Here is a 24,269-nt window from a genome sequence, read left to right as displayed (position 1 = left end):
TGCCAACCAGGTCTGGCACAGACAGAAAGTCGACACGCCGTGCGGAATGCTGAAATATAATACCACAAGAGAGCTGTCAATGCAAGTATTTTTTCCCAGAAATCCGTGAAACATCCAAGATTCTCCGTGCTGATTTCCGTATGGAGGCCAAAAAGTCATATCTATGATTGCGCCGCACCTGGCGGTCTGCTATAATATTTCTGCTTCCAGCAGTGAATGGTCTCAGACAAATCGGGAGGAACGGAATATGGAAAACCTGTCGGGCACAAAGGTGCCCATTCTTACAAAAGAGGATCTTGAGTCCCTGGAAGAAATGTGCGGCACGACATCCGGCTATTTTTATAAAATGCTGGATTACCTGGACGAGCGGGTACGGGATGGCGTGCGCCGGGGACTCTTTACACAGGAACAGGCGGAGGAAGACCTGGAGTTGGCACTCTGGTATGCCTATGCCTGCAACAACTTGGATGAATACAGATTTTATTACCGGGCAGCCCAGTGGATGCCAGCCTCGCGTCCTCAGGCAGAGTCGGCGCGGAGTGGTGTCTGGTACTACCGCTACGCCTGCGCCTTGATGTACTGCGGTCGTCTGGAAGAAGCGCGGGAGACTGCGGAGGCCGGCGTTGCTCTGGACCCGGAATACCCCTGGGGATGGCTGGAAGTCGGCAAGCTCCGGGCCCATTTTCAGGACCAGGCGGGTGCTCTGGATGCGGTCCGGCGGGGTCTCGCCCTGGTGCCAGGCGACTATGAGTTCACCACCCTCCGCCGTGAAATTGAGGAGGGGCGCACTCTGGAGGAGATGGAGTTTCACTGGATTGATCCGGACTGTGACAGCCGGCTCCAGTCCGGAGAGACGGACGCGGCCGAGATATCTGATAAGCGTTTGTCGGTGTCTGGCATCTGTTGTGACCGCAGCAATCTGGCAGCGCTGAAAGAAGCCCTCCACCTCACGGGCTGGGAAGCGGATGCCCCATACTGTACCTGTACAATCCCCTATCAAGGCCGGACGCTGACAGGCCGGTTTTTTCTGAATGAGGCAGCCTGTTCCAAGCTGCCTCTGGTTTGGGTGCAGGAGCTTGTGTGGCGGCTGCCGGAGCTGGATCGACGGGGACGGACATTCCTGGCCGCCCAGGCGGGGCTTTCGACAGACGGCCTGGAATTTCAGTGGTTTGCTGTCCAGCCCGACCGGGTTCTCCGGCTTTGCTACCAGCGGGAGAGCTCTCAGCAGATCGTCTATTTTGAGCCGGACTTCTCCCTGCGGGAGGAGGCGGGCCAGCCTGCCCTGGAGCGTCCGGATGGCGGCACCTTTCTGGCTTTCGTTCTGTTAGAGGAGCCTGTATGGGATGTGGATCAATTTCGCCAAGACCTGCGAGACGAGTGGGGAATCCCCTGTCTTACCGAGGTACAGAAGAATGATGCGGATGGCTCCAGTACCCTTGTATTTGAGGTAGGCGGGCTGATGGCCGCCGTCAGTCTTTACCCCTTCCCGGTGCCCCGGGGCGAGGCAGAGGAAAACGCTGCCCGTAACTACCTTTGGCCGGAAGCGGAAGAGACCGTTAAACGCCACCGCGGTCAAATTCTGGTTTCTGTCCTCTCCAGAGACCAGGACCCCAGAGACGCCGGATCTCTCCAGGTACAGCTGGTTCGTACCGCCTGCAAGCAGGCGGGTGTGCTGGGCATTTATGCAAACGGCACCGTGTATCAGCCGGAATTTTATCACGAGGCCGCAGATGCCATGTCAGAGGAGCTTCCTCTTTTAAACCTGGTTTGGCTGGGCCTATACCGCAGGGAAGGCGGACTGTGCGGCTATACCGACGGCCTGCAGTCCTTTGGAAAAGATGAAATTGAGGTGTTGGACACAGATGCCGCCCCCGGTGCCCTGCGAAGCTTTCTATTTGATCTGGCGGGATATGTTGTGACGGAGGATGTGATCCTGCACGACGGAGAAACCCTTGGTTTTACGGAAGATCAGCGGCTGCCTATCACCCGCAGCACCGGCGTGTGGCACGATGGGATGACCTTGAAAATCAGCTATCCGGCAGACACCCCAAATCTCTTTGCATGATGATTGCTGCCATTCGCTAAACTGCCCAGCGGCATATGCCGCTGGGCAGTTTCTTTTCTTAAAATCGTTTGCGCCGCTTTCGATCCAGAGTTGGGTCCCGGCGCTGAAAAGGCTTGTCGATTAAAATAATATCGTCCCCAATCCGCTGGATGCACTCCCAGGGGATGTAGTACTCCTCTCCTCTGCCGAAGAGTCCGAAAAAGCGGCAGGGGCCGTAAACGACAATGGCAACCACCTGTCCTTCCGGTATGCGGATATCTACATCCGCCACATATCCCAGCCGGCAGCCGTCACAAATATTGATCACTTCTTTTCGCCGCAAGTCCTGGATTCTGCACTGCATCACGCACCCCTCCTCGAAAAAACTTTATGCGTGGCGAACGTTGTCCTATGACTGTAGGAGCTTTTCCGGCTTCCCTCCACAAAGCGACAAAAGCTCCCAGTATAGGAAAAAAGACCGGAGGCCATACTGACCACAGTCAACTTTTTGTATGGTCAGGGGGCGGCTTTCATGCAGGGAAAAGTCGAAATCGCAGGCGTCAACACCGCAAAGCTGAAGGTTCTGAAAAACGACGAGACTATGGAGCTGCTGCGCCAGACCAAAGAGGGAAATCAAGAGGCCCGTCAGGCTCTGATCGAAGGGAACTTGAGACTGGTGCTATCGGTAATTCAGCGCTTTGCCAGCCGTGGAGAGAACGCGGACGACCTGTTTCAGGTGGGCTGCGTGGGCTTGATTAAGGCCATTGACAATTTTGATATCACGCAGCCGGTGCGCTTTTCCACCTATGGCGTCCCAATGATCATCGGTGAAATCCGCCGTTATCTCCGAGACAACAGCGCCATCCGGGTCTCCCGCTCCATGCGGGATACCGCCTATCGGGTCCTGCAGGTGCGGGACAGGCTCATTGCCGAAAGCCAGCGGGAGCCTACCGTGGAGCAGATTGCCAAGGAGCTAGGGATTCCCCGGGAGGAGGTGGTGTTTGCCATGGACGCCATCGTAGACCCAGTATCCTTATACGAGCCGGTCTACTCCGATGGAGGCGATACCACCTGTGTCATGGACCAAATCGGCGACACGAAAAACACCGACGAAAACTGGACGGACCGCATCGCCCTGAAGGACGCTCTGGCCCGGCTGGACGAGCGGGAGCGGCGCATCCTGTCCCTGCGGTTCTACGAGGGAAAGACGCAGATGGAGGTCTCCGCCGAGGTCGGCATCTCGCAGGCGCAGGTATCTCGCCTGGAAAAGGGCGCGATCAACACCATCAAGAAAAATATATAAATGAAAGCGGCCGGGGAATTCCCGGCCGCTTTTATCACTCCGTCAGAGGTGCGATGCTCTGAAAAAACGAAGCGCCCTCCTGTATGGTGAACACTTCGGAACGTTTTGACGCTCTCTCGCCGTCAAGGGGCTCGCTGAGTTCACCGTTCCCCGGGTGTTGGGGCCTCTCCCCTGCCGGTACCTCTTCTCCGGCCTGCTCCGGGCGCTGGGAGAACTCCGGCCTCTCTGTCCCGGCATTCTCCGGCGGAGCCTCCACACCATTGTCCGAAGGCTCTGGTATGTCACCGTCCTCCGCTCCACCCGGCCGACCGTCTGGATGACCGTCTCCCTGTCCGGCACTGCCGGCCAACTGAACCTCGCCGCACCAAAGCGTGTATTCTCCTGGGGCAAGCTCCGGGCTGGATACTAATAAGGAAGTGAAGTCGTTGGTGGGCGTCCACTCCAGCACCGTCCCTCCGCTGTTGTCTTTCAGCCTATAGGTGCCGCCGCTCTGACGGGAAGTAAAGGAGAACACCGCATAATTCTGGCCTCCAGTCTCAATGTTGTCCAGCATGTTGCCGGAGGCCGTCACCGTGCCGCCGTTGATGAGAATCCCCTTATCCGCGTCCAGTCCCGCGTCCGCGCTCTGGGAGCAGGCCGCCGCGGTCACGGTTCCGCCGTTGATTACCAGGTAGCCGTTGGAGTCAATACCGTCCCCCTCCCCGGTCTCGCCGGTGACCTGAATGGAGAGAGCGCCGCCGTTAATGGTGGTGACGGACACGCCGTCCTCATTGGTGTTGATGCCGTCGTTTCCCGAGAAGATGTTGATAACACCGCTTTGAATCGTCAGGTGCAGCTCCGTGTCCAGCCCCTCGTTCTCCCCATAAATGTTCAGTACACCGGTGCCCGCCGCGCCGCCGCTGACATTCATAGACATTCTGGAGTAAAACGCGCCATCATACTTATGAAGCTTTTTCGCGTCTTCTACCTCCGTTCCGTCCTCACTGAGTGTGACGCTCTCCGGATCATAAATCCGCGCGACATAGGACCCCCGGATGGTATTCTCTGTGCCGTCGGCAATCATGATGTTAGCGCCGGCTGCGGAGGTATCTACCTCCCAGGAGGCCGCGTCTCCATCGGTGGAGCCGCACTCGTAGACGCGGTAGAACATCACAGCGGGTGCCACAGTACAGGTGATGTCAACACCGTCAAGGACCAGGGTAACGACAGCCTCTGGGTCCGTTTCCGCGCCTTCCCCCAAATCCACGGCGATCTGTCCTGCAGAGAGCTCACCGCTGAGAACATAAGTGCCAGGCTGAGTGATGTGAACCACGGTGTGGGCGTCTGCCTCCGCCTGCGAGTGAGCATCCGCCTCTGTACCTTCTCCGTAGGTAACGCCCTGCCCCTCTAAATAAAAATGATGTCGTTTTCCGTGTAAACAGCGCTATCTGCAGATGCAGCATTGCCGTCCACCGTGACGCTGTCGTCTGAAAATTCTATCCGCACAGCATCGCTCCACGTATCCTCCGTGCTCTCCGCCTGTCCGCAGCCAGAGAGCGCCAGAGTGAGCGCCAGCAACAAGGAAATTCTGATTTTCATAAATAAGCATCCTTTCTGGTTGATAGGGACAGTTTAACGGCAGCTCCTGAAATCATTCTGAAAACCATTTAAAATTTTGTCTAAAAAATTGACGTCCGGATGGAAAAAGAGTACAATATTCACTGTACATGAACGAAAGAAAATGCACCGCAATGGCGCTTTGCGCTTGTGCTACCATGGAAACAAAAAGGGGAACCGACCTATGGACTTTCAAAAACTCACAGAGTACCGCAACCAGCAGAATCGCTTTGCCCAGCGCATAGGCATGGCACTAGAGGAGATCCGCCCCGGCTATGCCCGGGTGGTAAAGACTGTAGACGCGGATGACGCTAATCCTTTGGGGGTTCCCCATGGAGGCGTGTACTTCTCCATGTCGGACAATGCCTGTGGCTCTGCTATGGCCTCCTATGGCTATATGGCGGTCACGTTAAACGCTTCCTATCAATTCTTCCGCAGCGCCCGTGTTGGAGACCATCTCACCGCCGAAGCCAGGGAGATCAAGCATGGGAAAACCGTCTCCGTCTATGAAGCCCGCGTCACTAACCAGGACGGTATACTCTTGGGTACCGGGACTTTTACATTCTTCCAGTTGGACCAGAAAATTGAGCTATAACAAACCCGGCGCAGAAAATTTTCTGCGCCGGGTTTGTTTTTCTATATCGCTCCATCATCTGGATTGATCAGTTTTGTGTTTTGGAAGGAATATCCTCTTGTTGCAGAAACTGGTTTTGTACGGGTGAGATACCTCGGCATGCGATCCCCTCTTGATAGGAGTCTCTACCATACATGAGTCATACCTCGCCAAAGAATCACCACCCCTAGATGGAAGAGATGGAGTCCCTCTGATGGATATTGCACTATGGCGTCTCTCCGCCAAAACGGGAAAAGCACCGCTGGTCCGGGAGCGGAATGCTGAAAGGCATAGAAGATAAAGGGAAGCGCCCCTCCAGCATGAAAGGGAATACCTGGTAGCCTATTCCGCCAGCCGGGAGGAAGATGGCCTATCTATGTTCGTCTTGGCAGAGCCTGGGGAAAACCAACGGCAATCCCGGCACCTTGATTTCATAACTGTTCTGTATGGATTTTAAGCGCCGCATTCAGCGGTCCCCAGGGCTGGCAATGGGAAACTTCCATCCGTTCCCCGTACATGGAAGCAAGGAGGCCGCGGATAAAATCCGCGGCCTCCTTTTACTTTGCGCTCTTGAAGCTATCCTTTAAGCTGACGCTCCGGTTGAATACCAGGTGTCCGGGTTTGGAATCCCGGTTGTCCAGACAGAAATAGCCCAGCCGCATAAACTGGAAGCTGGCAGGCGCCTCGGCGCTTGCCAGACCCGCCTCCACCTTGCAGCCGGTGAGGACTTCCAGAGATTCTGGATTTAAGCACTCCATAAAGTCCTGATCAGCCCCATCAGGGTCCGGGTCCGTGAAGAGATTCTCATACAGCCGCACCTCCGCATCCACGGCGGTAGCCGCGTCCACCCAGTGAATTGTGGCTCCTTTCACCTTCCGGCCGTCGGCGGGGTCTCCGCCCCGGCTGTCAGGGTCATATTCACAGAGGACCTCCACCACATTTCCCTCCGCGTCCTTAACGCAGCCTGTACAGGTAATAAGATAGGCCCCCTTCAGGCGGCACTCAGGCCCGCCAGGGAACAGGCGCTTATACTTGGGCACAGGGGTCTCCAGGAAGTCATCCGCCTCAATCCAGAGGTGGCCGGAAAAAGCCACCTCCCGGGTGCCGGAATTCGGGTCCACGGGGTTATTCTCCACCGTGACAGTCTCCGTCTTCCCTTCCGGATAATTGGTAATCGTCAGCCTTACCGGCCGGGTGACGGCCATCACCCGCTGGGCGGTTTCGTTCAAATCCTCCCGCAGGCAGTGCTCCAAAAAGCCATACTCCACCACGTTGGCGGATTTTGCAACACCGATGCGCTCACAGAAATTTCGGATGGCCTTGGGCGTATACCCACGGCGCCGGAGTCCACAGAGGGTTGGCATCCGCGGATCATCCCAGCCGGAGACCTTCCCCTCCTCCACCAGGCGCCGGAGCTTGCGCTTGCTCATCACCGTGTGGTCAATGCCAAGACGTGCAAACTCAATCTGCCGGGGCTTCGCAGGCAGATCGCAGTGCTCCACCACCCAGTTGTACAAGGGGCGGTGGGCCTCAAACTCCAGCGAGCAGAGGCTGTGGGTGATGCCCTCCAGCGCGTCCTGGATCGGGTGGGCAAAATCGTACATGGGATAGATGCACCACTTGTTGCCATGGCGGTGATGGGGAAGGTGGTTGATACGATAGATCACCGGGTCCCGCATATTAAAGTTACCGGATGCCAGATCGATCTTAGCCCGGAGCGTCATAGCGCCATTGGGGAACTCACCGTTTTTCATCCGCTCGAACAGGTCCAGACTCTCCTCCATAGGCCGGTCCCGATAGGGGCTCTTCGCGGGCACACCGATACTGCCCCGATACTCCTTAAACTCCTCCGGCGTGAGCTGGCAGACATAGGCCAAGCCTTTTTTGATCAGGCCCACTGCCTGGCGGTAGTCCTCTTCAAAATAATCAGAGCCATAGAAAAACCGGTCTCCCCAGTCAAAGCCCAGCCAGTGGATATCCTCCTTGATGGCCTCCACAAACTCCTCGTCCTCTTTGGTGGGGTTGGTATCATCCATCCGCAGATTACAAAGGCCGCCATATTTTTCCGCCGTGCCAAAGTCGATGGTCAGCGCCTTACAGTGGCCAATATGCAAATAGCCGTTTGGCTCTGGCGGAAAACGGGTATGAACCGTCATGCCGGCAAATTGGCCGCCAGGGGCGATATCCTCCTCAATAAAGGCATGGATGAAATTTCGGCTCTCCGCGGGCTCCTCCTGCATGGTTTTGATCTCGTCAGTCATGGCTGTCATTCCCTTCTGTGCAAGTAATTTTTTATTATACCGTCTTACCCGCAAAAAAGCAAGGGAAATCAAATCAAGTCTCAAATCAGCAGCCAATCCTCCATCACGTCCCGGACTGTCACCGGCGTGACCCTTCCCCGCCGCAAAAGCTCCAGCAATGCCTCGGCCCGCCGGCGGAAAACGGTAATGCCGGGGACCTCTGTCCGCTGCGTCAGGTACTCCACCAGAACACCGTAGGTCTCCACTCCGTTTTCCAACGTCTCCACAAGCAAATAGTAATGAATGGGAGCCCCTTTGCACTCCGCAGCTCCCACAAGCAGTTTTCGCAAGCATCTCGCCTCCTCAAGATGTTTGAACACAAATCGTCTTGTGGATCAAAGGGTAACATATCCCTTTCAGAAATTATGTCGAATTTTGTCGGAAATTTTAATGAAACGGCAGAAAACCAGACTCTGCACACAGCTCCCTTCATCCCATAAAGAAAACCGGAATCTATTTTTAACTATAAGTACATATGTTTATCATATGGTGCATTTGATGGGGGCGCACATAACCTCGCCTCTTTGGAAAATTGCCTCAAAATAGACGGGGCTTGCTTACTCCTGTAGCATTCGCGCAAGCGATTCCCGGTCGTAGAGCAGGTTGAGTGCTTCCAGCATCCCATTGGCGGTCAGATGCTCCGGCAGGTCCAGCCTTTTCAGCAGAGCTTTGCGCTTTTCCGCGCTGCCCGCACCGCCGGCAAGCCCCCATTCATAAAGGTCTCCCTTGGTAATGCCCCCTCTTTTCGGATGCTCTGCTGCCTCGTCCAGAAATGTGGCTCCGCTGCGTCGCAAAGCCTCCAGCAACACCTCCGGACGCATGCCCTCCACCCCCAGCTTTCCCTCCTTTCCGGGGGTGCGCTTGCGGCGTTCCTTTCCCGCAACATCCGGAATATAGGCATGCTTTACCCATTCTCTGGGGATAGCCCCTTTCAGATAGTTTCGGATGACAAAGCCAGCACCGTCGCTGTCCGTGAGCAGGATCAACCCCCGCTCCTTCGCAAGGCGTCGCAGGAAGGCAAGCTTCTCCTTGTTGTGAAAGATGGAGAAACCTTCTAAAGTAACGACGGCGGCCTCCACCACCTGAGAGAGGGTGTTCTTATCGTACCGTCCCTCCACCACAATGACCTCTTGAATCCGTTTCATTTCCGTCCAGCTCCCAGCCGCACCAGCAGGAGTTTCAGCTCCCCGGCCGCATCCATTCCCTTTTCACTCTTCATCCTCCGGTCCAGCACCTGGCACTGCCGCACTGCGTCGGCACACCATCCGGCAGTGGTTCGCTTGGCCGCAGTAAGCAGCGCCTTGGCCGGATAGTCGAATTTCATGCCCCATAGTTCCATCAGCCAGTATTTGTCCTTACCGCTGTCGATGGCCATCCGAGCCGTGTAGATGCGGCGAAGCTGGCTGCCCAGTGCCGCCAGAATCAAAATCGGCTCCGTCTGCATTTTTAAAAGGTCGCCTAAAATTCCAGCCGCCTTGTCATATTGTCCCTGCAGCACTGCGTCCGAGAGGCGGAATACCTCTGCGGATAACACCGGGTCTGCTACAGCATCAATATCCTTTTGTGTAATGGTCTTTCCCTTTGCATAGGCTCCAATCTTTTCAATCTCCGGCACTAATCCCGTCATCAGGTCCCCGCAGGTAAAGATCAGGTATTCTGCCGTCTGCCGGTCAATATCCTTGTCCAGCGCCCGGAAGCGCCGGGCAATCCAGGCCGTCAGCTCACGGCTGTCGGCAGGGCGGAACTCCACGCTCTCCACATGGTCGCTCAACGCCTTCATCAGCTTTTTCATGGTGCGGTTGGGCTTGTATTCCAGGGTGTCGTATACAAACACCAAACAGCAGTAGGGCGGCACGTCCTCTAAAAGGGCAATCAGCTTCTCCCGCTGCTCCTCCCCCAGTTTGAAGAGATCAAAATCTGTCACCACAATTAGCGTTCGTTCTGTCATCATGGGCATGGCCTCTGCCGCCTCAGCTAGAGTCTGAACTGTCAAGTCTTTTCCTTCCAGCCGGTGATAATTGAACTCCTCAAAGCCCGCAGGGACCAGCGCCTTGCGCAGCGCCCCCAAGTAATACTCCCGCAGATAGCTCTCTTCGCCATAGAAGATGTATGCGCAGCGGACTGTTCCCTCCTTCAGGTCCCGCTTTAACTTCTCAAATGCCTCATTGCTCTTTTTCATGCTCGTCTCCTTGCTGTATAGATAGATGAATGTCCCCATGCAGGTCTGTGCGATAAACGGTGCAGCCGTGTTCCGCCAGACGCCGCAGAGTTTCCTCCGCTGGATGCCCATAGCTGTTGCTCCCCACGCTAATCAGCGCCGTCTCCGGGTCCAAGGCGTCCAACAGATCATCAGTAGTGGAGAATTTGGAGCCATGGTGCCCCGCCACCAGATATTCCAAATCCGGCAGCTCATAAGCTGTGAGGAGCCTACGCTCTGCAGCGGCGTTCATGTCGCCTGTGATCAGCAGGTCTTCCTCCCCCACAGAAATCAAAATTGCCAGCCCACGTTCATTGTCCTCCACGCCGCCCGTGGGCGGATATACCGTACAGATGGCCGCGCCCAGTGAAATATTCGCCATTGTTTCCAGGGTTCGTATCTTGGTTCCCCTCTCTTTTGCAGCTTCCGTTACGGCAAGATATGCATCTGTGATATCCGTTGGCTCCGGCACCAACAGCGTGCCAACGGAAACATGCTGCAGCACGGATACCGCGCCGTTGATATGGTCGCTGTCAAAGTGGGTCAGAATCAGGTAGTCTAGCCTCCAACACCCAAGGGAGCGGAGTTGGTGTACCGCCGTTTGTCCGGCATCATACCAGCTGTTGCCGCTGCCGCAGTCCACCAGGGCGAAGGAGCTCTGCGAGGATAACAGCACGCTCTGTCCCTGGCCCACATCCAGCACCACGGCATCCAGATCACTTTGGAAGCGCTCTGCCCCCAGCCAAACCGTCACCGTCAGGGCCAGCGCACCGCAGCAAGCCGCCAGCACGTACTTCCTGCGTCCTTTGGGGCCCAGCAGATACGCGGCAGCAAAAAGCAGATAGAGAAAAGCCAGCCAGTATTTTAAATATGGATTTGCAAAATACACCGCATGGTAGGGTATGCTTTCCAGCAGTCTGGCTGCGGCCAGAATGTAGCGGGTCAGCAGCGCAGGGACTATCCCCACCAGCATCCCAAGAGGTGTGCAGAGAAAGCCCAGCAGAACAGACACCAGCCCCAAGATGAATACTAGACTGGCAGCCCACAGACACAGCAGGTTGCTGACAGGTGAAATCAGTACCAGCGTTCCAAAATAATAGGCGGACAGCGGAACAGTAAAAACCAGAGCACCTAGTGTGGTGGAGCATCCAGCTGCTAGGAAACGAAAATACTTCCCATGCTTTCTATCACCAAGCAGCAGCCTATGGAGCTTTGGTGTCAGCCACAGAATCCCCGCTACCGCGCCAAAGGACAGCTGCAGGCTGATAGATGCGGCTGCGAAGGGATTTTCCAGCAAAATGAAAAACAGGGCGGAGAGCAAGGATGTAGGACCGTCACTCTCCCGGCCAAGCAGCGGCGCGGCCAGAAGAAAGATCAGCATTACACAGGCCCGCACCACCGAGGGGCTCCCGCCTGTGAGCAATGCGTAAAACACCAGCAAGACCACAGTGACCCCAGCCAGCAGACGGCGGCGGTGCCGTCCTGTCAGCAGCCGTACCAGCGTTAGAAGAAAGCTGCAGTGCATGCCTGAGACCGCCAGGATATGAAAGAGTCCTGCCTCTGAGAGATTCCAGGACGCCTGCTCTGAAAGTCCGGCCTTATCTCCGGTTAAAATCGCGGTGAGAAAGCCGGCGGTGTCCCCCCGATAAAGCTCCCCGATCTTCTCTTGCATGGCATGTCCGAGGCGGACCGGCCACCCAAAAGGCGCAGCCTCCTCCCCAATCTCCAGGGTTTCGCGCTGATAAGCCAGCAGAAAGACCCCCTTGGAGGTAAAGGTGGTGATATCGTCATCCCGAATGCGGGCTGCGCTGCCAAGGCGCACGAGTGCCCGCACACTCTGCCCGGGCCGCAGCTCCAGCAGTTCCGCTCCTCCATAATAGGCGAGCTTTCCAGGAAGTCCCTCCGCACGAACAGTCGCCTTTGCGCCGTAGTCCGTGGGTACAGCATAGTCGCACAGGGTCATGGTCAGTACATGCTCTGTGTCCGCCAAGGCCTCCATAGGCCGCTGAACCTGACGCATATACAGCCAGTTCCAGCCAAAGGCCAGCGAGATGCCCACCCCCGCCAGCAACAGCCGCCGGCCCCAGTCCCCGGGAACCACGAGCCTGCCGCAGGAGAACAGAAAAGCTCCCACCGCGCATGGCAGCAGCCATACGGCGCTCAGCAGATATTGGGACAGAAAAATCCCCAGGGAAAAGCTCCCGGTGAAGATGGCCAGCTTACGCATAGGTTCCCGATCTCCCCCTCCGCCCTAAAAGCTCCTCTAAGGGTTTTCCATAGAGGTCTGCAATCTTGCAGAGCAAGCGAACGGGAATCCGTTTCCGCCGCCTGCACTCTATCCGGCTATACACCGCCAGGGAAATCCCCCGCAGTCGTGCGGCTTGTGTCATCCCCGCTTCCAGCCGTGCCTGTTTCATCATCCCTCCCACCTCACCGGACAGCATAGCATACCGTTCGGAAAAGTGGGATTTGATCCCATAATTTATTATAGCGAATGTACTGAAAAATTACTAGCCTTTTCTCTCTCCGCCCCTCTCTTGTTTACTTGACGGCCTAACCTTTTCGTCGTATGATATAAAAAATGGCGTTTGCCAAAGGAAAGAGAGTGAAAATTTTATGAAACGTTTTCTGACCCTGCTGTTCACCACACTGCTGCTGTCAGCAGCCCTGTGTGTCAGCGCTTCCGCCTCCAACTATGACTCCGTGGCAGAGGAACTGGCTGACATCGGGATGTTCCGCGGCACCTCTAGTGGTTTTGAGCTGGACCGGGCCCCGACTCGCAGCGAGGCCGCTATCATGCTGGTCCGTCTCTATGGTGCTGAGGAGGAGGCCGCGTCTTCTTACCAAGCTGGTGAAATTTCCCATCCCTTCACCGATGTAGGTGAGACAGCGGCTCCCTATGTTGCATGGCTGTATACCAATGGCATTACCAACGGTACCTCCTCCACCACCTTTGGTTCCGGCTCGTGCAGCGCGCAGAACTACGTGGTGTTCCTGCTGCGCGCCCTGGGCTACAAGGACGGCACCGACTTCCAGTATGCGGACGCTGCCGCATTTGCCATGACCCATGGTCTCTTTGACACCTCCCTTGTGGGCGGTGTATTCCTGCGGGATGATCTGGCCGCACTCACCTATCAGGCTCTGGCCTGTGAGTTGAAGGATGGCAGCACCTATCTGCTGGACAGCCTGATCCAGGATGGCGCCATTGATGCTGAGGCCGCCAAGCCCATCACAGACAAGATCGAATCGTATCGGACTCTGGCCTCTCTCAGTGCCGCGGAGCGCATGGACACGGACTTCACCATGTCCATGGATATGGATTTTACCATGGAGGGCCAGTCTGACGGACAGCCCATTCAAGAAAAAGAGAGCATGTCCACCACTGCATCCGGCAACATCCAGATGGTGCTTAGCGAAACGCCCCAAATGGCTATGACCATGAAGATGACCATGCTGGACGAGACGGTGGACCTGGGCCTTTGGCTGCGGGACGGCTGGCTCTATGTGCGCATGGATCAGGATGCCTATCGCCAAGACATCAGCGCGGAGATGGATGAGTTTATGGCCCTTTATCAGCAGCTCATGGGGCAGGGCTATCAGTCTAATGTCAGCATGATGATGCCTTTCATTGATTCTATCACTACCAAGACCAGCGGTGGAAACACGGTTTACACGCTGACGCTGAATCGTGCGTTTGAGGCGCTGTATCAGGATCTGTTCTCTGTTATTTTAGATGAAGTCATGCCGATGATGCAGCAGGCTGGAATTGACTTCTCTCTGGATTTCAATGTGGATACATTCTCTTATACCTATACAGTAGGCAGCAACAACCAGCTGAAAAATGCGACCGCTGATATGGTTATGGATGTAACCGTGGGCTTCAAGCAGGGCGAAGCGGATACGATCTCGCTGGCAATTTCTATGGACATGGATATGACCATGGATATCAACGCCATGGGAGACCAGGTCAAGGTCTCTTATCCCTCTGATCTCTCTCAATTTCCGGAGATAACGGCTGAGGTTCCCGCTACCACGACTTCTGCCGCCTAAGTTCATGAATCGTATATAAAAAAGCAGCGCCGAAAGGCGCTGCTTTTGCATAGACAAAGCAAACCGTAGAAAATCGGCGAGACACTTCTCCCCTTGCCAGTCCCCTCAATAGGCCTCTGATGATAGCCTTGTTTTATCTCTTCAGGACTATTTGCTCGCTCAGCCCGGAGGCCAAGTCATGTCCCGGCCGCTCAACACGTGGAAATGCAGATGAAAAACACTCTGCCCTGCTTGCTCACCGATGTTGGAGACTATCCGGTAGCTCTCCAGCCCCTGTTCTTTAGCCAGCTTCGAGATCACCTCAAAGATGTGAGCCACAACACCGCTGTTATCGGCTGTCACTTCAGACACAGAGCCAATGTGGGCCTTGGGAATCACCAGAAAGTGGGTGGGTGCCTGGGGTGCAATGTCGTTGAAGGCAAAGCACACGTCATCCTCGTAGACCTTGCTGCTGGGGATCTCCCCGGCAGCGATACTGCAAAACAAACACTCAGACATAATTCGAACCTCCTCTCTTCTCAATCAGATATGAATTGATGATAATCTGAATCGTAATGATAGTCAACCCCCGCCAGGGTCTGCTAGAGCTTCTCCCCCACATCCAGCGCGGCACACAGATCCGACAGGTTCTCAGCCTGGTCCCGGAGCTGGGCGTTGACAAAGCTCAAGAGGATATAGGGGGGCTTTGGCAGCATAAGCGCTCTTTTTTGTCAAGGGTTTTCCCTTGTATAGTCCTGCAAATAAATCTTTATGGCTGTTCCAGCCCCAGCACGTTGTAATACTCAGGAGAGAAGGTCAATACCGACGGATCAAATCGCCCCCTGCAACGCTTTGACCATCTCCCAAGGGTCCTGGGACGTCAGACCGAAGGTCCGGGAAAGCGTCGCCAGTGTCTGGTCCTTCCGGGCAAAAAACTCCTCACAGCCCTCCCAGGAGACGTTCTCCGCCAGCATGTCCCGAAACTGTTTCTCCTCCATCCACCAGATCTGGGAGAGAGGGTTGGCGTCCCGGCAGAAGAGCAGATAGGCAAGGAAGGTATGGAAGTCTTCTGCCACTGGCAGCACATAGCTGCCCACTTCTCCCATGGCAGGGTCCACACAAAACACCCGCTCGTCCCCCGGCAGGAGGACGAAGTGGACGCCGTCACAGCCGATCCACCCCACATACTCCGCCCCCATCGGGGTACAGAAATAGGGGCTGCTGTCCTGCTGCTCCAGACCGATGCTGGAGAAGTCAATCTCCAGCCCCTGGAAGACCCTCAGATCGTCTCTGGTCATTCCAATCCCCTTCTCTATATCAAAAAAGCCTCGCAGAGTTTGTGCCTACAGACACAAAACATGTGAAATTTGTTTTCAGCCACGACACATGTGTGGATGAAAACACTTCTCACCCTGCAAGTGTGGAATTTGGCTGTTACAGGCAGACAAATTATACACACAGCAGAGTACAGCCTTTTCGAAAAAGTGTCCACCACTTTTTCAACAGTCTCCGTTCCCAGGCCTCCCCGCTTCACTGGGCTCAGCCCGGGTTCCCGGAGAGATGTGTCATGGGCGGCTCAGCTTGCTAGCCACAAAATCATCCACACTGGCCAGCGCGTCATCCAGCTTTAGCAAATCCGTGCCACCTCCCATGGCGCTGTCCGGTTTGCCACCGCCCTTGCCGCCGCAGATGGCGCACACGCTCTTGACCAGATCGCCGGCCTTCACGCCCTTTTTCACAGCCTCGGGGCCACAGACCGCCAGGAAGGTGATCTTCTCTCCGTTGATCGAAGCCAAAACCGCCACAGTGGCAGGCTCCTTGTCCCGCAGAAAATCGCCCATCTGCCGCAGAGCGTTGGCATCCAGGCCGTTTTTCGTGGCAGTCAGGACCTTCAGACCCTCCACATCCTTGGCGGACATGAGGAAATGCCGAGCCTCGCCCAAGGAGGCCTCCGCTTGGAATTTCTCTAAGTTGTGGCGCAGCTCCTTCATCTCAGTAAGCTGCTGGTCCAGCTTCTTCTCCAGCTCGCCGGGATTCGTCTTGAGCATCTGGGCTGCGTGGAAGAGCACCTGCTGGTTGCGGTTCACGGTCTCCAAGGTCAGCTTCCCCACGGTGGCCTCAATCCGGCGGACGCCAGAGGCAATGGATGCCTCGGACTTGATGCGGAACGGGCCCGCCTTGGCGGTGTTGTCCAGGTGGGTGCCGCCGCAGAACTCCATGGAGAAATCGCCCATCTCCACCACGCGGACAATGTCGCCGTACTTTTCTCCGAACATGGCAACAGCGCCCTTTTTCTTGGCCTCCTCAATGGGCAAAACCTCGGTGACTACCGGATAGCCCTCCAGAATCGCGTCATTCACCAAGCGATCAATTTCGCTCAGCTCCTCCGGGGTGATGGCCTCAAAGTGGGTGAAGTCAAAGCGCAGCCGGTCCGGCTCCACCAGAGAGCCGGCCTGATGAACGTGATCGCCCAGCACCTTCTTCAGGGCCGCATCCAGCAGATGGGTGGCGCTGTGGGCCCGCATGATCGCCTTGCGCCGCTCCGCATCAATGGCGGCGGTGACACTGTCTCCCACCTGGAACTGGCCGGAGACCACCTTGCCGATGTGGAGGAATTTGCCGCCCTTGTTCTTCTGGACGTTGCTGACCTCAAAGACGGCGCCGCCGGCGGTGATCACGCCGGTATCGGCCACCTGGCCGCCCATCTCTGCATAGAAGGGAGTCTGGTCCAGGACCAGCGTGGCCTCCGCGCCGGCGGCCACGGCGTCCCGCAGCTCCTCCTCCGCCACGATGGCCAGGACCTTGCCCTGAGCCTCGGTGCGGTCATAGCCTAAAAACTCGGTGGCGGGCATGTCGGAGCCGAACTCGATGCCGGCCCAGCCCAGATCGCCCAGGGCCTCCCGGGCCTTTCGGGCACGCTGGCGCTGCTCCTCCATCTCCCGGTCAAAGGCCTCCCGGTCCAGCGTCATGCCCTCGTCCTCCACCATCTCGGCGGTCAGGTCCACAGGGAAGCCGTAGGTGTCATAGAGCTTGAAGGCATCCGCGCCGGAGAACTGGGTCTCACCCTTGGCCTTGTGGGCCGCCAGCAGATCAGCGAAGATCCGCATGCCGCCGTCGATGGTCTTGGAGAAATTCTCCTCCTCGGTGCGGATGACCTTGGTGATATAGGCCTGCTTCTCCCGCAGGTCCGGATAGGCGGTTTCATTTTCATGAATCACCGTGCCCACCACATCAAAGAGGAATGGATCGTTCACCCCCAGAAGCTTGCCGTGGCGTGCAGCCCGGCGGAGCAGACGGCGCAGCACATAGCCCCGCCCCTCGTTGGAAGGCAGCACCCCGTCACAGATCATAAAGACGCTGGAGCGGATGTGGTCGGTGATGACCCGCAGAGAGATGTCGCTCTTATGGCTTTCGCCATAGTGAGCTCCGGTGATCTCACTGACCTTGTTGGTGATATTCATCACCGTGTCCACGTCAAAAAGGGAGTTCACATTCTGCACGACACAGGCCAACCGCTCCAGACCCATGCCGGTGTCGATGTTCTTCTGCTTAAGCTCGGTGTAGTGGCCCTCGCCGTCGTTTTCAAACTGGGTGAAAACGTTGTTCCACACCTCGATATACCGGTCGCACTCGCAGCCCACGGTGCATCCCGGCTTGCCGCAGCCGTGCTCGGGGCCACGGTCATAGTAAACCTCGGAACAGGGACCGCAGGGACCGGCTCCGTGCTCCCAGAAGTTGTCGGCCTTGCCGAAGCGGAAGATCCGCTCGGCAGGGATGCCCACCACCTTGTTCCAGATCTCAAAGGCTTCCTCGTCCTCCAGGTAGATGGAGGGATACAGCCGGTCCGGCTCCAGGCCTACCACCTTCGTCAAAAACTCCCAGGTCCAGGGAATGGCGTCCTGCTTGAAGTAGTCGCCGAAGGAGAAGTTGCCCAGCATCTCAAAATAGGTGCCGTGGCGGTCGGTCTTGCCGATGTTCTCAATGTCGCCGGTGCGGATGCACTTCTGGCAGGTGGTCACCCGGTCCCGGGGAGGCTCCTCCTCTCGGGTGAACCAAGTCTTCATGGGGGCCATGCCGCTGTTAATCAGCAAAAGGCTTGCGTCGTTGGCCGGCGGGATCAAAGAGAAGCTGGGCAGCCGGAGGTGGCCCTTGCTCTCGAAGTAGCTGAGGAACATCTCCCGCAGCTCGTTGAGTCCGTAGTAGGGATGTGCCATAGTGTTTCTTCCTCCTATTTTCATTCTATATCAATTACTATGTTTTCTTCTTCCTCTATGCCTAGATCATTAGGATTGCTCAATCTTGTGTTGTGCAAAGAATGTTTTAGTTTATCACAACATGGTTTGAATAACAAGTACGTAATACTTCCGCCGACCACCCCGCCTACGATGGGGATTGCTTTTTTAAAAAAGAAAATCTGTTTTGCCATATTGACATTGAGCCTCAACATAAAAGCCGCCCCTGACCCATGTCAGGGGCGGAAAACATTCCACGGTACCACCCTGATCTGCCCCGGAGGGGCATCTCACGCCATCCTGTAACGGGGATGACCCGTCCCGCTCGACGCGATCTGCTCCAAAGTGGCGGCTTCCCGGCGTGGGCAAGGGGCTCGCACCATCTCCCCTCTCGCTTAACCTGTTTCGCGAAGCTGGCTTCTTCATTGCTTTTTGCACAATAACAAGGTTATTATACCCTTTTCCTGGGATTTGTCAACGAAAAAAACACAGGATTCCCGCTTTTTCTCCAGCCTGGCGGCGTGATACACGCACCTGCCGCTCTTTGCACACTGGCCGCAGCCTGTGCAGTGCGTGATGCCCCCACTGTAAAGACACTTGGAGAGTGCGGCTGCACCGCCCGCCAGGAAGAGCAGTATCAAAATCTCCCACCAAGCCATTCTATCCCTCCTTTTTTAGGAGTCTATCACAGCTTTCCTGCCGTCTCCAATGGCATCTGCAACAGCCGCAGCCCCAGAAGCGGCAACAGTTCTTCCGCCGGGAAGGGCAAATTGGACAGAGGAAGCTCCTGCGGTTCAATCACTCCGCCATCCAGCCGCGGTAGGGTCCTCTGCACACACAGTACTGGCTCCTGCAGACTGGAAAGCGTCAGGCTGTCTCTAGGTGAGAGTCCGTAGGTCACTACTCGTTCCGCCTGAATCTGAGAGAGCACACCACACTCCCCCGGTGCCAGCAACAGCCGGCACCGGATCGCTTCTGCCATACGCAGGCCATCCGGTGTTAATGCTACCAGGTCCCAGCTTCGCTCTGCCAGGGCCGCGGCCCCGGATACAATCTTCACGTCTATGGGCAGCAGCGGCTTCCAGGCCGCGGGACAGGCAAAAATCGCACTTTCCATGTGACCACCTCCCTGCTAGTCTTTGCTGTCCACCTGGTTCCATGCAAAATTTCCTCTCGTCTTTTTCTCAGAGCTGTGATATACTTAAAGTTACTGAAAAAATCCGCTTCTCTTATGGGCGGCATATAGCGGAGGTGAACTCTTTGCAGATCTGGGAGCATTGGAAAACTGTACACCGCCATCGGGCCCTGGTCAGAAAATACTGTTTTCGGTTAGGACTCTACTGGCAGGGACTGACCCACGACCTGTCCAAATACTCACCGGTGGAATTTTGGACTGGTGCCAAATACTTTCAGGGTGATCACAGCCCCAATGACGCCCAGCGAAAGGCAGAAGGCTATAGCGCCTCCTGGATGCATCATAAGGGCCGCAACCGCCATCACTTTGAATTTTGGACAGACTACAGTCTGGATGGCAGCGGAATCGTCGGCGTGGAAATGCCGAAAAAATATGTGGCGGAAATGTTCTGTGACCGCCTGGCGGCCAGCAAGGTCTACCGCGGAGATGCCTTTTCCCCTGGCGATCCCTATCAGTTTTTTCTGCGCGGAAAGGGGCGTCGGCTGCTGCTCCACCCCGCTACAGAGGCTTTGCTGGAAACTTTGCTGCAAAAACTGCAGGATGACGGCGAAGATGCCGCTTTTGACTATATCCGGAAAGAGATGCTTGGAAAATAGCGTGTTATGACCGGCGGAGGCGACCTTCTCATGGCAGTAAAAATCTTTCAATTTTTTCTCCGGGAAGGGCTTTACAGGTTTTCAAAAAGCGAGTATACTAAAATAGATAGGGAAGAAAGGTGGTGCCTGTATGGACGACTTTACTAGGAAATTTAAGATCACAATGGATAAGGATGCGGAAATCCATCAAATTTTGACAGCGGTTTATCAGGCACTGGAGGAAAAGGGATATAATCCCATTAACCAGATTGTGGGGTATATTCTCTCTGAGGACCCCACCTATATCACCAATCATAATAATGCGCGTACACTGATTCGCAAGATTGACCGGGACGAACTGCTGCAGGTGCTGGTCCGCCATTATCTAGGTCAGTGATTTCTTCATGTCAACATCCCGCAGGATGATATCTGTGGGATGTTTTCTATACAAAAATTGTACATATGAGAGGAGTTTTTTATGCGATATGAACTGACAAAGGACCTGGAAACCGGCAATGCCACAATTGACCGGGAGCATCGTGAATTGTTTGATGCAGTCAACAAACTTATGGATGCCTGCGGCAGTGGTAAGGGTCGTGCTTCTCTGGAGCCTACCATGAAATTTCTGTTGGAATATGTGAATAAGCATTTTTCCCATGAGGAGGCCCTCCAGAAGCAGAGCGGTTATCCCGGCTATCAGTATCACCGTACTTTTCACGAAAACTATAAGGAAAAGCTGCGGGATATCGCCAATGCGATTCCAGCAGCTGGCCCCACGGTCAGTGATCTGGGCAAGTTGAACGCACATATCGCCGTCTTGGTTTCCCACATCCGAACAGAGGACAAAAAACTCGGTGCTTTCTTGCAGAAATAACATGCGCCCCACTTCAGAAAAATGATATCCCCATGTTCCGGAACATGGGGATATCATTTTTTATGGTTTATGCTCACTTGGACTTCTGCCGTAAATCCAAGCTATTTCCGCCATGCGCTTTGCCAGCATTGCATCCAATTGCTCCGGCATCAGCCGCCATTGCCAGTTTCCGCCCAGTAACCCAGGGGTATTCATACGAGAGTCTGCCCCTAACCCTAAATAATCCTGCATCTGCGCGATAAACAAATCCGCAACGCTGCTCTGTCCACCGCGGATCATGCCCCAATGGAAGCCTTCCTCCTGATTCAACCCTAGATAGCGTACCGCCAGGGCCACATCATCCGGGTCCGCCTCGTCTTTCCAGGCCATGACGGGCGCGTTATCATGGGTGCCCACATAGCAGACGCAGTTTGGCGTGTAGGTATGGGGCAGATAGTCGCTGGGTTCCCGGGAGTCAAAGGCAAATTCCAGCACCTTCATTCCAGGAAAGCCAGAGTCCTGTAGAAATTGGCGAACCTCTGGTGTCAGATACCCGAGATCCTCTGCAATAAACTGCAGGCTGGAAAACCACCCTTTCAGAACGCCCACCAGGTTCATGCCAGGTCCCTTGATCCAGCGGCCGTTTTTCGCTGTCGGCTCCCCATAGGGTACCGCCCAGTAGCTCTCCAGGCCGCGAAAATGATCGATCCGCAAAATATCATAGAGCCGGGAAGCGCCGTCAACACGGCGAATCCACCAGCCATATCCATCGGCCTTCATGGCATCCCAATTGTAAAGCGGGTTGCCCCACAGCTGGCCGTCCTCGCTGAAATAATCCGGAGGAACCCCGGCCACCTCTTTGGGGATATTCCGCTCGTCCAGTTGGAAGCTGTCAGGTTCTGCCCATACATCCGCAGAGTCCATGGCAACATAAATCGGCAAATCCCCGATCATACCGATGCCCTTTTTATGGGCATAGGTCCGCAGGGCTTCCCACTGCCGGAAAAAGAGATACTGGATATAGGTAAAGAGTCGGATATCCTCCGACAGCTCCCGCTGATAGCGCTCTACCGCCGCCGGACGCCGAAGCCGGATGTCCTCATCCTCCCACTGCGTCCAGGCCCGCATATCAAAATGGCGCTTGAGCGCCATGAACAGGGCATAATCCGGCAGCCAGCCGGCGTTTTTTTCTGAAAAGGCTTTTACCTTGTCAGCATCTCTCTCCCAACCGCGGTCCGCAGCTATCTGTAAAAGCTGAAACCGACTGCGGTAGATGGCTGCGTAGTCTACCCGGCTAGGGTCTCGTCCCCAGTCCCGCGCCTCAATCTCCTCTTTTTTCAGAAGACCATCCCGGACGAGCAAATCCAAATCCACGAAATAGGGGTTCCCAGCATAGGTGGAAAAGCTCTGATAGGGGGAATCCCCGTAGCTGGTGGGACCCACTGGCAGCAGCTGCCACCAGGACTGCCCCGCCTCCGTCAGAAAGTCCACAAAATCATAGGCTGCCTTCCCTAAGGTGCCGATCCCATAGGAGGACGGCAGCGCAGAAATCGGCAACAGAACGCCGCAGCTTCTTCTCATTTCTTTCATCCTTTCACCGCGCCGGCCGCAACGCCCTTGATGATATGCTTCTGGCACAGGAGATAGACCACGATGATGGGGATGATGTTCAGCATGATGCTGGCCATCATGGGCCCCATCTCCACCTTGCCGAAGCTGCCGCGGAAATACTGAATTAAAATAGGGACTGTCATATATTTTGTGCGATCCAGAGACAGATAGGGCAGCAGGTAGTCATTCCACAGCCACATCGTCTCCAGAATGCCGACGGAAATCAGCGTAGGCTTCAAAATCGGGAGCACCACTAAGAAGAAGGTACGCACCGGGCCGCAGCCGTCGATCATCGCGGCCTCCTCCACCTCAATGGGGACCGATTTCATAAAACCACAAAACATAAACACAGCCAGTCCCGCGCCAAAGCCCAAATAGATGATGCAGATACTGTACGGCGTGTCCAAATTCAGCCGGTTGGCTGTGGAGGACAGGGTAAACATCACCATCTGGAACGGGACTACCATGGAGAATACAAAGAGATAGTAGAGTGCCTTGGAATACCAGGTTTTCACCCGGGTAATAAACCACGCGCACATGGAGCAGCAGATTAAGATCAGCACCACCGATGTGAGGGTAATCACCAGCGTATTCCAAAAAGCCGCGGGGAAGCCCTGGGACTGGATGGCGTTCATATAGTTCTCCAATCCTCCAAAGGTCTCGGCAGTGGGAATCTCAAAGGCGGTTCCTGTTGTGATGGCAGTTTCCTTTTTTAAGGAATTCAGCAAAATCATGACTACTGGATACACCCAGGCCAGGCTGAGAATCGCAAGAAAAGCAGACAATATCCGGTCACGCATGGCATGTGTCTTCATCACTGCTGCACCTCCTTGGAGCGGGTTGCCCGGAGCTGGATCAAAGAGATCACAATCACCAGGATGCAGAAGATAACCGCCTTAGCCTGGCCATAGCCTCGCCAAGCAGGGCCAGAGCGGCCATAGAAGGTGTTATAAATATTCAGGGCCAGCATCTCAGTCATGTGGCCGGGCTCTCCTCCGGTCAGAGCCAGATTCTGGTCAAAGAGCTTAAAGCCATTGGTCAGAGACAAAAAGAGACAAATGGTGATAGAGGGCATGACGTTGGGAATCTTGATGCGCCATAGAATCTGACGGTCCGTGGCACCGTCAATGCGGGCAGCCTCCAGATAGTCGTTTGGAATGGACTGCAGGCCCGCAATATAGATGATCATCATATAGCCGATCTGCTGCCAGCACATCAGGATCACCAGGCCGATGAAGCCATAGGGCGCGTGCAGGGATAAAAGCGGCTTTCCCAGCAGGGTCAGCAGGCAGTTTAAAAGGATATTCCAAATATAGCCCAGTACAATGCCGCCGATCAGATTCGGCATAAAAAATACTGAGCGGAACACATTGGTTCCCTTGATGCCGCGAGTCAACGCCAGGGCAATGGCAAACGCCGCCGCGTTAATACAAATGGTGGACACCACTGTAAAGAGCGCGGTAAACCAGAAGGAGTGAAGGAAATCGGCCTCCGTCAAAGCATACATATAGTTTTTCACGCCATTCCACTGGGCATTGTCCACCGTGATAAATTTGCAAAAAGACAAATACAGCCCCTGCAAAAAGGGCCAGACAAACCCGATCAGAAAAGCCGCCAGCGTCGGTACGACGAAGACCGGCCAGTATCGTTTGATTGCTTTTTCCATAAACTCCCTCCCGTGATTTCAGCAGTCTTCGCCTGAGGCGAAAAACGGACGGGGC

The 24,269-nt window shown here is 55.4% G+C and carries 25 protein-coding genes; 7 read left to right on the top strand and 18 right to left on the bottom strand.

Translation table 11 applies throughout. The features are described 5' to 3' along the window. Window positions 1–247 precede the first annotated feature (247 nt). Complete coding sequence (locus KJS55_RS15250; protein ID WP_213543776.1) at window positions 248–2,065, top strand: DUF4261 domain-containing protein; 1,818 nt, start codon at window positions 248–250, stop codon at window positions 2,063–2,065. A gap of 58 nt (window positions 2,066–2,123) precedes the next feature. Here KJS55_RS15250 and KJS55_RS15245 read toward each other — a convergent pair whose 3' ends face one another. Continuing rightward, on the bottom strand, window positions 2,124–2,408 hold the full coding sequence (locus KJS55_RS15245) for a YlmC/YmxH family sporulation protein (RefSeq protein ID WP_187028610.1): 285 nt from the start codon (window positions 2,406–2,408) through the stop codon (window positions 2,124–2,126). Window positions 2,409–2,576: 168 nt separating this feature from the next. On the opposite strand from KJS55_RS15245, the gene sigG reads away from it, so the two are divergent. Beyond that, window positions 2,577–3,347 carry an RNA polymerase sporulation sigma factor SigG gene (gene sigG, locus KJS55_RS15240; protein WP_187028612.1) on the top strand — a complete coding sequence of 257 codons (771 nt, stop codon included), beginning with the start codon at window positions 2,577–2,579 and terminating at the stop codon, window positions 3,345–3,347. 34 nt (window positions 3,348–3,381) lie between these two features. Here the strand turns inward: sigG and KJS55_RS15235 are convergent, their stop codons facing one another. Continuing rightward, on the bottom strand, window positions 3,382–4,659 hold the full coding sequence (locus KJS55_RS15235; protein WP_213543775.1) for a carbohydrate-binding domain-containing protein: 1,278 nt from the start codon (window positions 4,657–4,659) through the stop codon (window positions 3,382–3,384). Window positions 4,660–4,733: 74 nt separating this feature from the next. Beyond that, window positions 4,734–4,925 (bottom strand): hypothetical protein, encoded by a 192-nt coding sequence (locus KJS55_RS15230; RefSeq protein WP_213543774.1) that lies wholly within the window; start codon window positions 4,923–4,925, stop codon window positions 4,734–4,736. A 202-nt stretch (window positions 4,926–5,127) separates the two neighbouring features. On the opposite strand from KJS55_RS15230, the gene KJS55_RS15225 reads away from it, so the two are divergent. Beyond that, on the top strand, window positions 5,128–5,538 hold the full coding sequence (locus KJS55_RS15225; protein ID WP_187028616.1) for a PaaI family thioesterase: 411 nt from the start codon (window positions 5,128–5,130) through the stop codon (window positions 5,536–5,538). 575 nt (window positions 5,539–6,113) lie between these two features. Here KJS55_RS15225 and KJS55_RS15220 read toward each other — a convergent pair. From KJS55_RS15220 to KJS55_RS15195, 6 genes are all read right to left on the bottom strand, one after another. Next, window positions 6,114–7,817 (bottom strand): glutamine--tRNA ligase/YqeY domain fusion protein, encoded by a 1,704-nt coding sequence (locus KJS55_RS15220; RefSeq protein ID WP_213543932.1) that lies wholly within the window; start codon window positions 7,815–7,817, stop codon window positions 6,114–6,116. Window positions 7,818–7,897: 80 nt separating this feature from the next. Continuing rightward, window positions 7,898–8,146: a DUF6514 family protein gene (locus KJS55_RS15215; RefSeq protein ID WP_213543773.1), complete on the bottom strand. Its 249-nt coding sequence runs from the start codon at window positions 8,144–8,146 to the stop codon at window positions 7,898–7,900. Between the two features lie 267 nt (window positions 8,147–8,413). Continuing rightward, window positions 8,414–9,001, bottom strand: a complete 588-nt coding sequence (locus tag KJS55_RS15210; protein WP_213543772.1) for a ribonuclease M5 — start codon at window positions 8,999–9,001, stop codon at window positions 8,414–8,416. Beyond that, window positions 8,998–10,035 (bottom strand): DNA polymerase III subunit delta, encoded by a 1,038-nt coding sequence (gene holA / locus KJS55_RS15205; protein WP_213543771.1) that lies wholly within the window; start codon window positions 10,033–10,035, stop codon window positions 8,998–9,000. The genes KJS55_RS15210 and holA overlap by 4 nt, the downstream gene beginning before the upstream one ends. Beyond that, window positions 10,019–12,280 carry a DNA internalization-related competence protein ComEC/Rec2 gene (locus tag KJS55_RS15200; RefSeq protein WP_213543770.1) on the bottom strand — a complete coding sequence of 754 codons (2,262 nt, stop codon included), beginning with the start codon at window positions 12,278–12,280 and terminating at the stop codon, window positions 10,019–10,021. Before KJS55_RS15200 ends, holA begins: the two co-directional genes overlap by 17 nt. Then, a complete protein-coding gene (locus KJS55_RS15195) occupies window positions 12,273–12,473 on the bottom strand; it encodes a helix-turn-helix transcriptional regulator (RefSeq protein ID WP_187028626.1) in 201 nt (66 codons plus the stop codon). Before KJS55_RS15195 ends, KJS55_RS15200 begins: the two co-directional genes overlap by 8 nt. 196 nt (window positions 12,474–12,669) lie before the next feature. On the opposite strand from KJS55_RS15195, the gene KJS55_RS15190 reads away from it, so the two are divergent. Continuing rightward, on the top strand, window positions 12,670–14,103 hold the full coding sequence (locus KJS55_RS15190; RefSeq protein ID WP_213543769.1) for an S-layer homology domain-containing protein: 1,434 nt from the start codon (window positions 12,670–12,672) through the stop codon (window positions 14,101–14,103). 159 nt (window positions 14,104–14,262) lie between these two features. On the opposite strand, the gene KJS55_RS15185 is transcribed toward KJS55_RS15190, so the two are convergent. The 6 genes from KJS55_RS15185 to KJS55_RS15160 form a co-directional block, all read right to left on the bottom strand. Beyond that, entirely contained in the window at window positions 14,263–14,601 is a 339-nt protein-coding gene (locus KJS55_RS15185) for a histidine triad nucleotide-binding protein (protein ID WP_213543768.1), read from the bottom strand. Between the two features lie 83 nt (window positions 14,602–14,684). Continuing rightward, window positions 14,685–14,798 (bottom strand): DUF4250 family protein, encoded by a 114-nt coding sequence (locus KJS55_RS15180; protein WP_213543767.1) that lies wholly within the window; start codon window positions 14,796–14,798, stop codon window positions 14,685–14,687. 114 nt (window positions 14,799–14,912) lie between these two features. After that, window positions 14,913–15,380: a hypothetical protein gene (locus tag KJS55_RS15175; protein ID WP_213543766.1), complete on the bottom strand. Its 468-nt coding sequence runs from the start codon at window positions 15,378–15,380 to the stop codon at window positions 14,913–14,915. Window positions 15,381–15,647: 267 nt separating this feature from the next. Next, window positions 15,648–18,296, bottom strand: a complete 2,649-nt coding sequence (gene alaS, locus KJS55_RS15170) for an alanine--tRNA ligase (RefSeq protein ID WP_187028630.1) — start codon at window positions 18,294–18,296, stop codon at window positions 15,648–15,650. 20 nt (window positions 18,297–18,316) lie between these two features. Next, on the bottom strand, window positions 18,317–18,529 hold the full coding sequence (locus tag KJS55_RS15165; protein WP_228300578.1) for a hypothetical protein: 213 nt from the start codon (window positions 18,527–18,529) through the stop codon (window positions 18,317–18,319). Between the two features lie 470 nt (window positions 18,530–18,999). Then, complete coding sequence (locus KJS55_RS15160) at window positions 19,000–19,431, bottom strand: hypothetical protein (RefSeq protein ID WP_187028631.1); 432 nt, start codon at window positions 19,429–19,431, stop codon at window positions 19,000–19,002. A gap of 134 nt (window positions 19,432–19,565) precedes the next feature. On the opposite strand from KJS55_RS15160, the gene KJS55_RS15155 reads away from it, so the two are divergent. The 3 genes from KJS55_RS15155 (at window position 19,566) to KJS55_RS15145 (ending at window position 20,958) form a co-directional block, all read left to right on the top strand. Continuing rightward, the gene (locus tag KJS55_RS15155) at window positions 19,566–20,105 is read left to right on the top strand and encodes a DUF5662 family protein (RefSeq protein WP_428846523.1); all 540 of its coding nucleotides are present in this window, start codon (window positions 19,566–19,568) and stop codon (window positions 20,103–20,105) included. A gap of 130 nt (window positions 20,106–20,235) precedes the next feature. Next, complete coding sequence (locus KJS55_RS15150) at window positions 20,236–20,481, top strand: IreB family regulatory phosphoprotein (RefSeq protein WP_187028634.1); 246 nt, start codon at window positions 20,236–20,238, stop codon at window positions 20,479–20,481. Between the two features lie 81 nt (window positions 20,482–20,562). Then, a complete protein-coding gene (locus KJS55_RS15145) occupies window positions 20,563–20,958 on the top strand; it encodes a bacteriohemerythrin (RefSeq protein WP_187028636.1) in 396 nt (131 codons plus the stop codon). A gap of 60 nt (window positions 20,959–21,018) precedes the next feature. Here the strand turns inward: KJS55_RS15145 and malQ are convergent, their stop codons facing one another. From malQ to KJS55_RS15130, 3 genes are read right to left on the bottom strand one after another with little or no spacing between them, the layout of a single operon-like run. Next, on the bottom strand, window positions 21,019–22,518 hold the full coding sequence (gene malQ / locus KJS55_RS15140; protein WP_213543764.1) for a 4-alpha-glucanotransferase: 1,500 nt from the start codon (window positions 22,516–22,518) through the stop codon (window positions 21,019–21,021). 5 nt (window positions 22,519–22,523) lie between these two features. After that, on the bottom strand, window positions 22,524–23,363 hold the full coding sequence (locus KJS55_RS15135; RefSeq protein ID WP_187029131.1) for a carbohydrate ABC transporter permease: 840 nt from the start codon (window positions 23,361–23,363) through the stop codon (window positions 22,524–22,526). Continuing rightward, the gene (locus KJS55_RS15130) at window positions 23,363–24,214 is read right to left on the bottom strand and encodes a carbohydrate ABC transporter permease (RefSeq protein WP_213543763.1); all 852 of its coding nucleotides are present in this window, start codon (window positions 24,212–24,214) and stop codon (window positions 23,363–23,365) included. The genes KJS55_RS15135 and KJS55_RS15130 overlap by 1 nt, the downstream gene beginning before the upstream one ends. Window positions 24,215–24,269: the final 55 nt, after the last annotated feature.

Origin of the sequence: Pusillibacter faecalis (genome assembly GCF_018408705.1) — a bacterium.
Lineage (GTDB): Bacteria > Bacillota > Clostridia > Oscillospirales > Oscillospiraceae > Oscillibacter > Oscillibacter faecalis.
This window is presented reverse-complemented; position numbering and strand designations above follow the sequence as displayed.

Coding starts and splice junctions, on each gene's coding strand:
- KJS55_RS15165 (WP_228300578.1), bottom strand. CDS start 18,529: ATGTTGAGGCTCAATGTCAATATGGCAAAACAGATTTTCTTTTTTAAA.
- KJS55_RS15150 (WP_187028634.1), top strand. CDS start 20,236: ATGGACGACTTTACTAGGAAATTTAAGATCACAATGGATAAGGATGCG.
- KJS55_RS15185 (WP_213543768.1), bottom strand. CDS start 14,601: ATGTCTGAGTGTTTGTTTTGCAGTATCGCTGCCGGGGAGATCCCCAGC.
- KJS55_RS15245 (WP_187028610.1), bottom strand. CDS start 2,408: ATGCAGTGCAGAATCCAGGACTTGCGGCGAAAAGAAGTGATCAATATT.
- KJS55_RS15195 (WP_187028626.1), bottom strand. CDS start 12,473: ATGATGAAACAGGCACGGCTGGAAGCGGGGATGACACAAGCCGCACGA.
- KJS55_RS15130 (WP_213543763.1), bottom strand. CDS start 24,214: ATGGAAAAAGCAATCAAACGATACTGGCCGGTCTTCGTCGTACCGACG.
- KJS55_RS15190 (WP_213543769.1), top strand. CDS start 12,670: ATGAAACGTTTTCTGACCCTGCTGTTCACCACACTGCTGCTGTCAGCA.
- KJS55_RS15230 (WP_213543774.1), bottom strand. CDS start 4,925: ATGAAAATCAGAATTTCCTTGTTGCTGGCGCTCACTCTGGCGCTCTCT.
- malQ (WP_213543764.1), bottom strand. CDS start 22,518: ATGAGAAGAAGCTGCGGCGTTCTGTTGCCGATTTCTGCGCTGCCGTCC.
- alaS (WP_187028630.1), bottom strand. CDS start 18,296: ATGGCACATCCCTACTACGGACTCAACGAGCTGCGGGAGATGTTCCTC.
- sigG (WP_187028612.1), top strand. CDS start 2,577: ATGCAGGGAAAAGTCGAAATCGCAGGCGTCAACACCGCAAAGCTGAAG.
- holA (WP_213543771.1), bottom strand. CDS start 10,035: ATGAAAAAGAGCAATGAGGCATTTGAGAAGTTAAAGCGGGACCTGAAG.
- KJS55_RS15225 (WP_187028616.1), top strand. CDS start 5,128: ATGGACTTTCAAAAACTCACAGAGTACCGCAACCAGCAGAATCGCTTT.
- KJS55_RS15145 (WP_187028636.1), top strand. CDS start 20,563: ATGCGATATGAACTGACAAAGGACCTGGAAACCGGCAATGCCACAATT.
- KJS55_RS15210 (WP_213543772.1), bottom strand. CDS start 9,001: ATGAAACGGATTCAAGAGGTCATTGTGGTGGAGGGACGGTACGATAAG.
- KJS55_RS15175 (WP_213543766.1), bottom strand. CDS start 15,380: ATGACCAGAGACGATCTGAGGGTCTTCCAGGGGCTGGAGATTGACTTC.
- KJS55_RS15220 (WP_213543932.1), bottom strand. CDS start 7,817: ATGACTGACGAGATCAAAACCATGCAGGAGGAGCCCGCGGAGAGCCGA.
- KJS55_RS15180 (WP_213543767.1), bottom strand. CDS start 14,798: ATGCTGCCAAAGCCCCCCTATATCCTCTTGAGCTTTGTCAACGCCCAG.
- KJS55_RS15160 (WP_187028631.1), bottom strand. CDS start 19,431: ATGGAAAGTGCGATTTTTGCCTGTCCCGCGGCCTGGAAGCCGCTGCTG.
- KJS55_RS15200 (WP_213543770.1), bottom strand. CDS start 12,280: ATGCGTAAGCTGGCCATCTTCACCGGGAGCTTTTCCCTGGGGATTTTT.
- KJS55_RS15135 (WP_187029131.1), bottom strand. CDS start 23,363: ATGAAGACACATGCCATGCGTGACCGGATATTGTCTGCTTTTCTTGCG.
- KJS55_RS15250 (WP_213543776.1), top strand. CDS start 248: ATGGAAAACCTGTCGGGCACAAAGGTGCCCATTCTTACAAAAGAGGAT.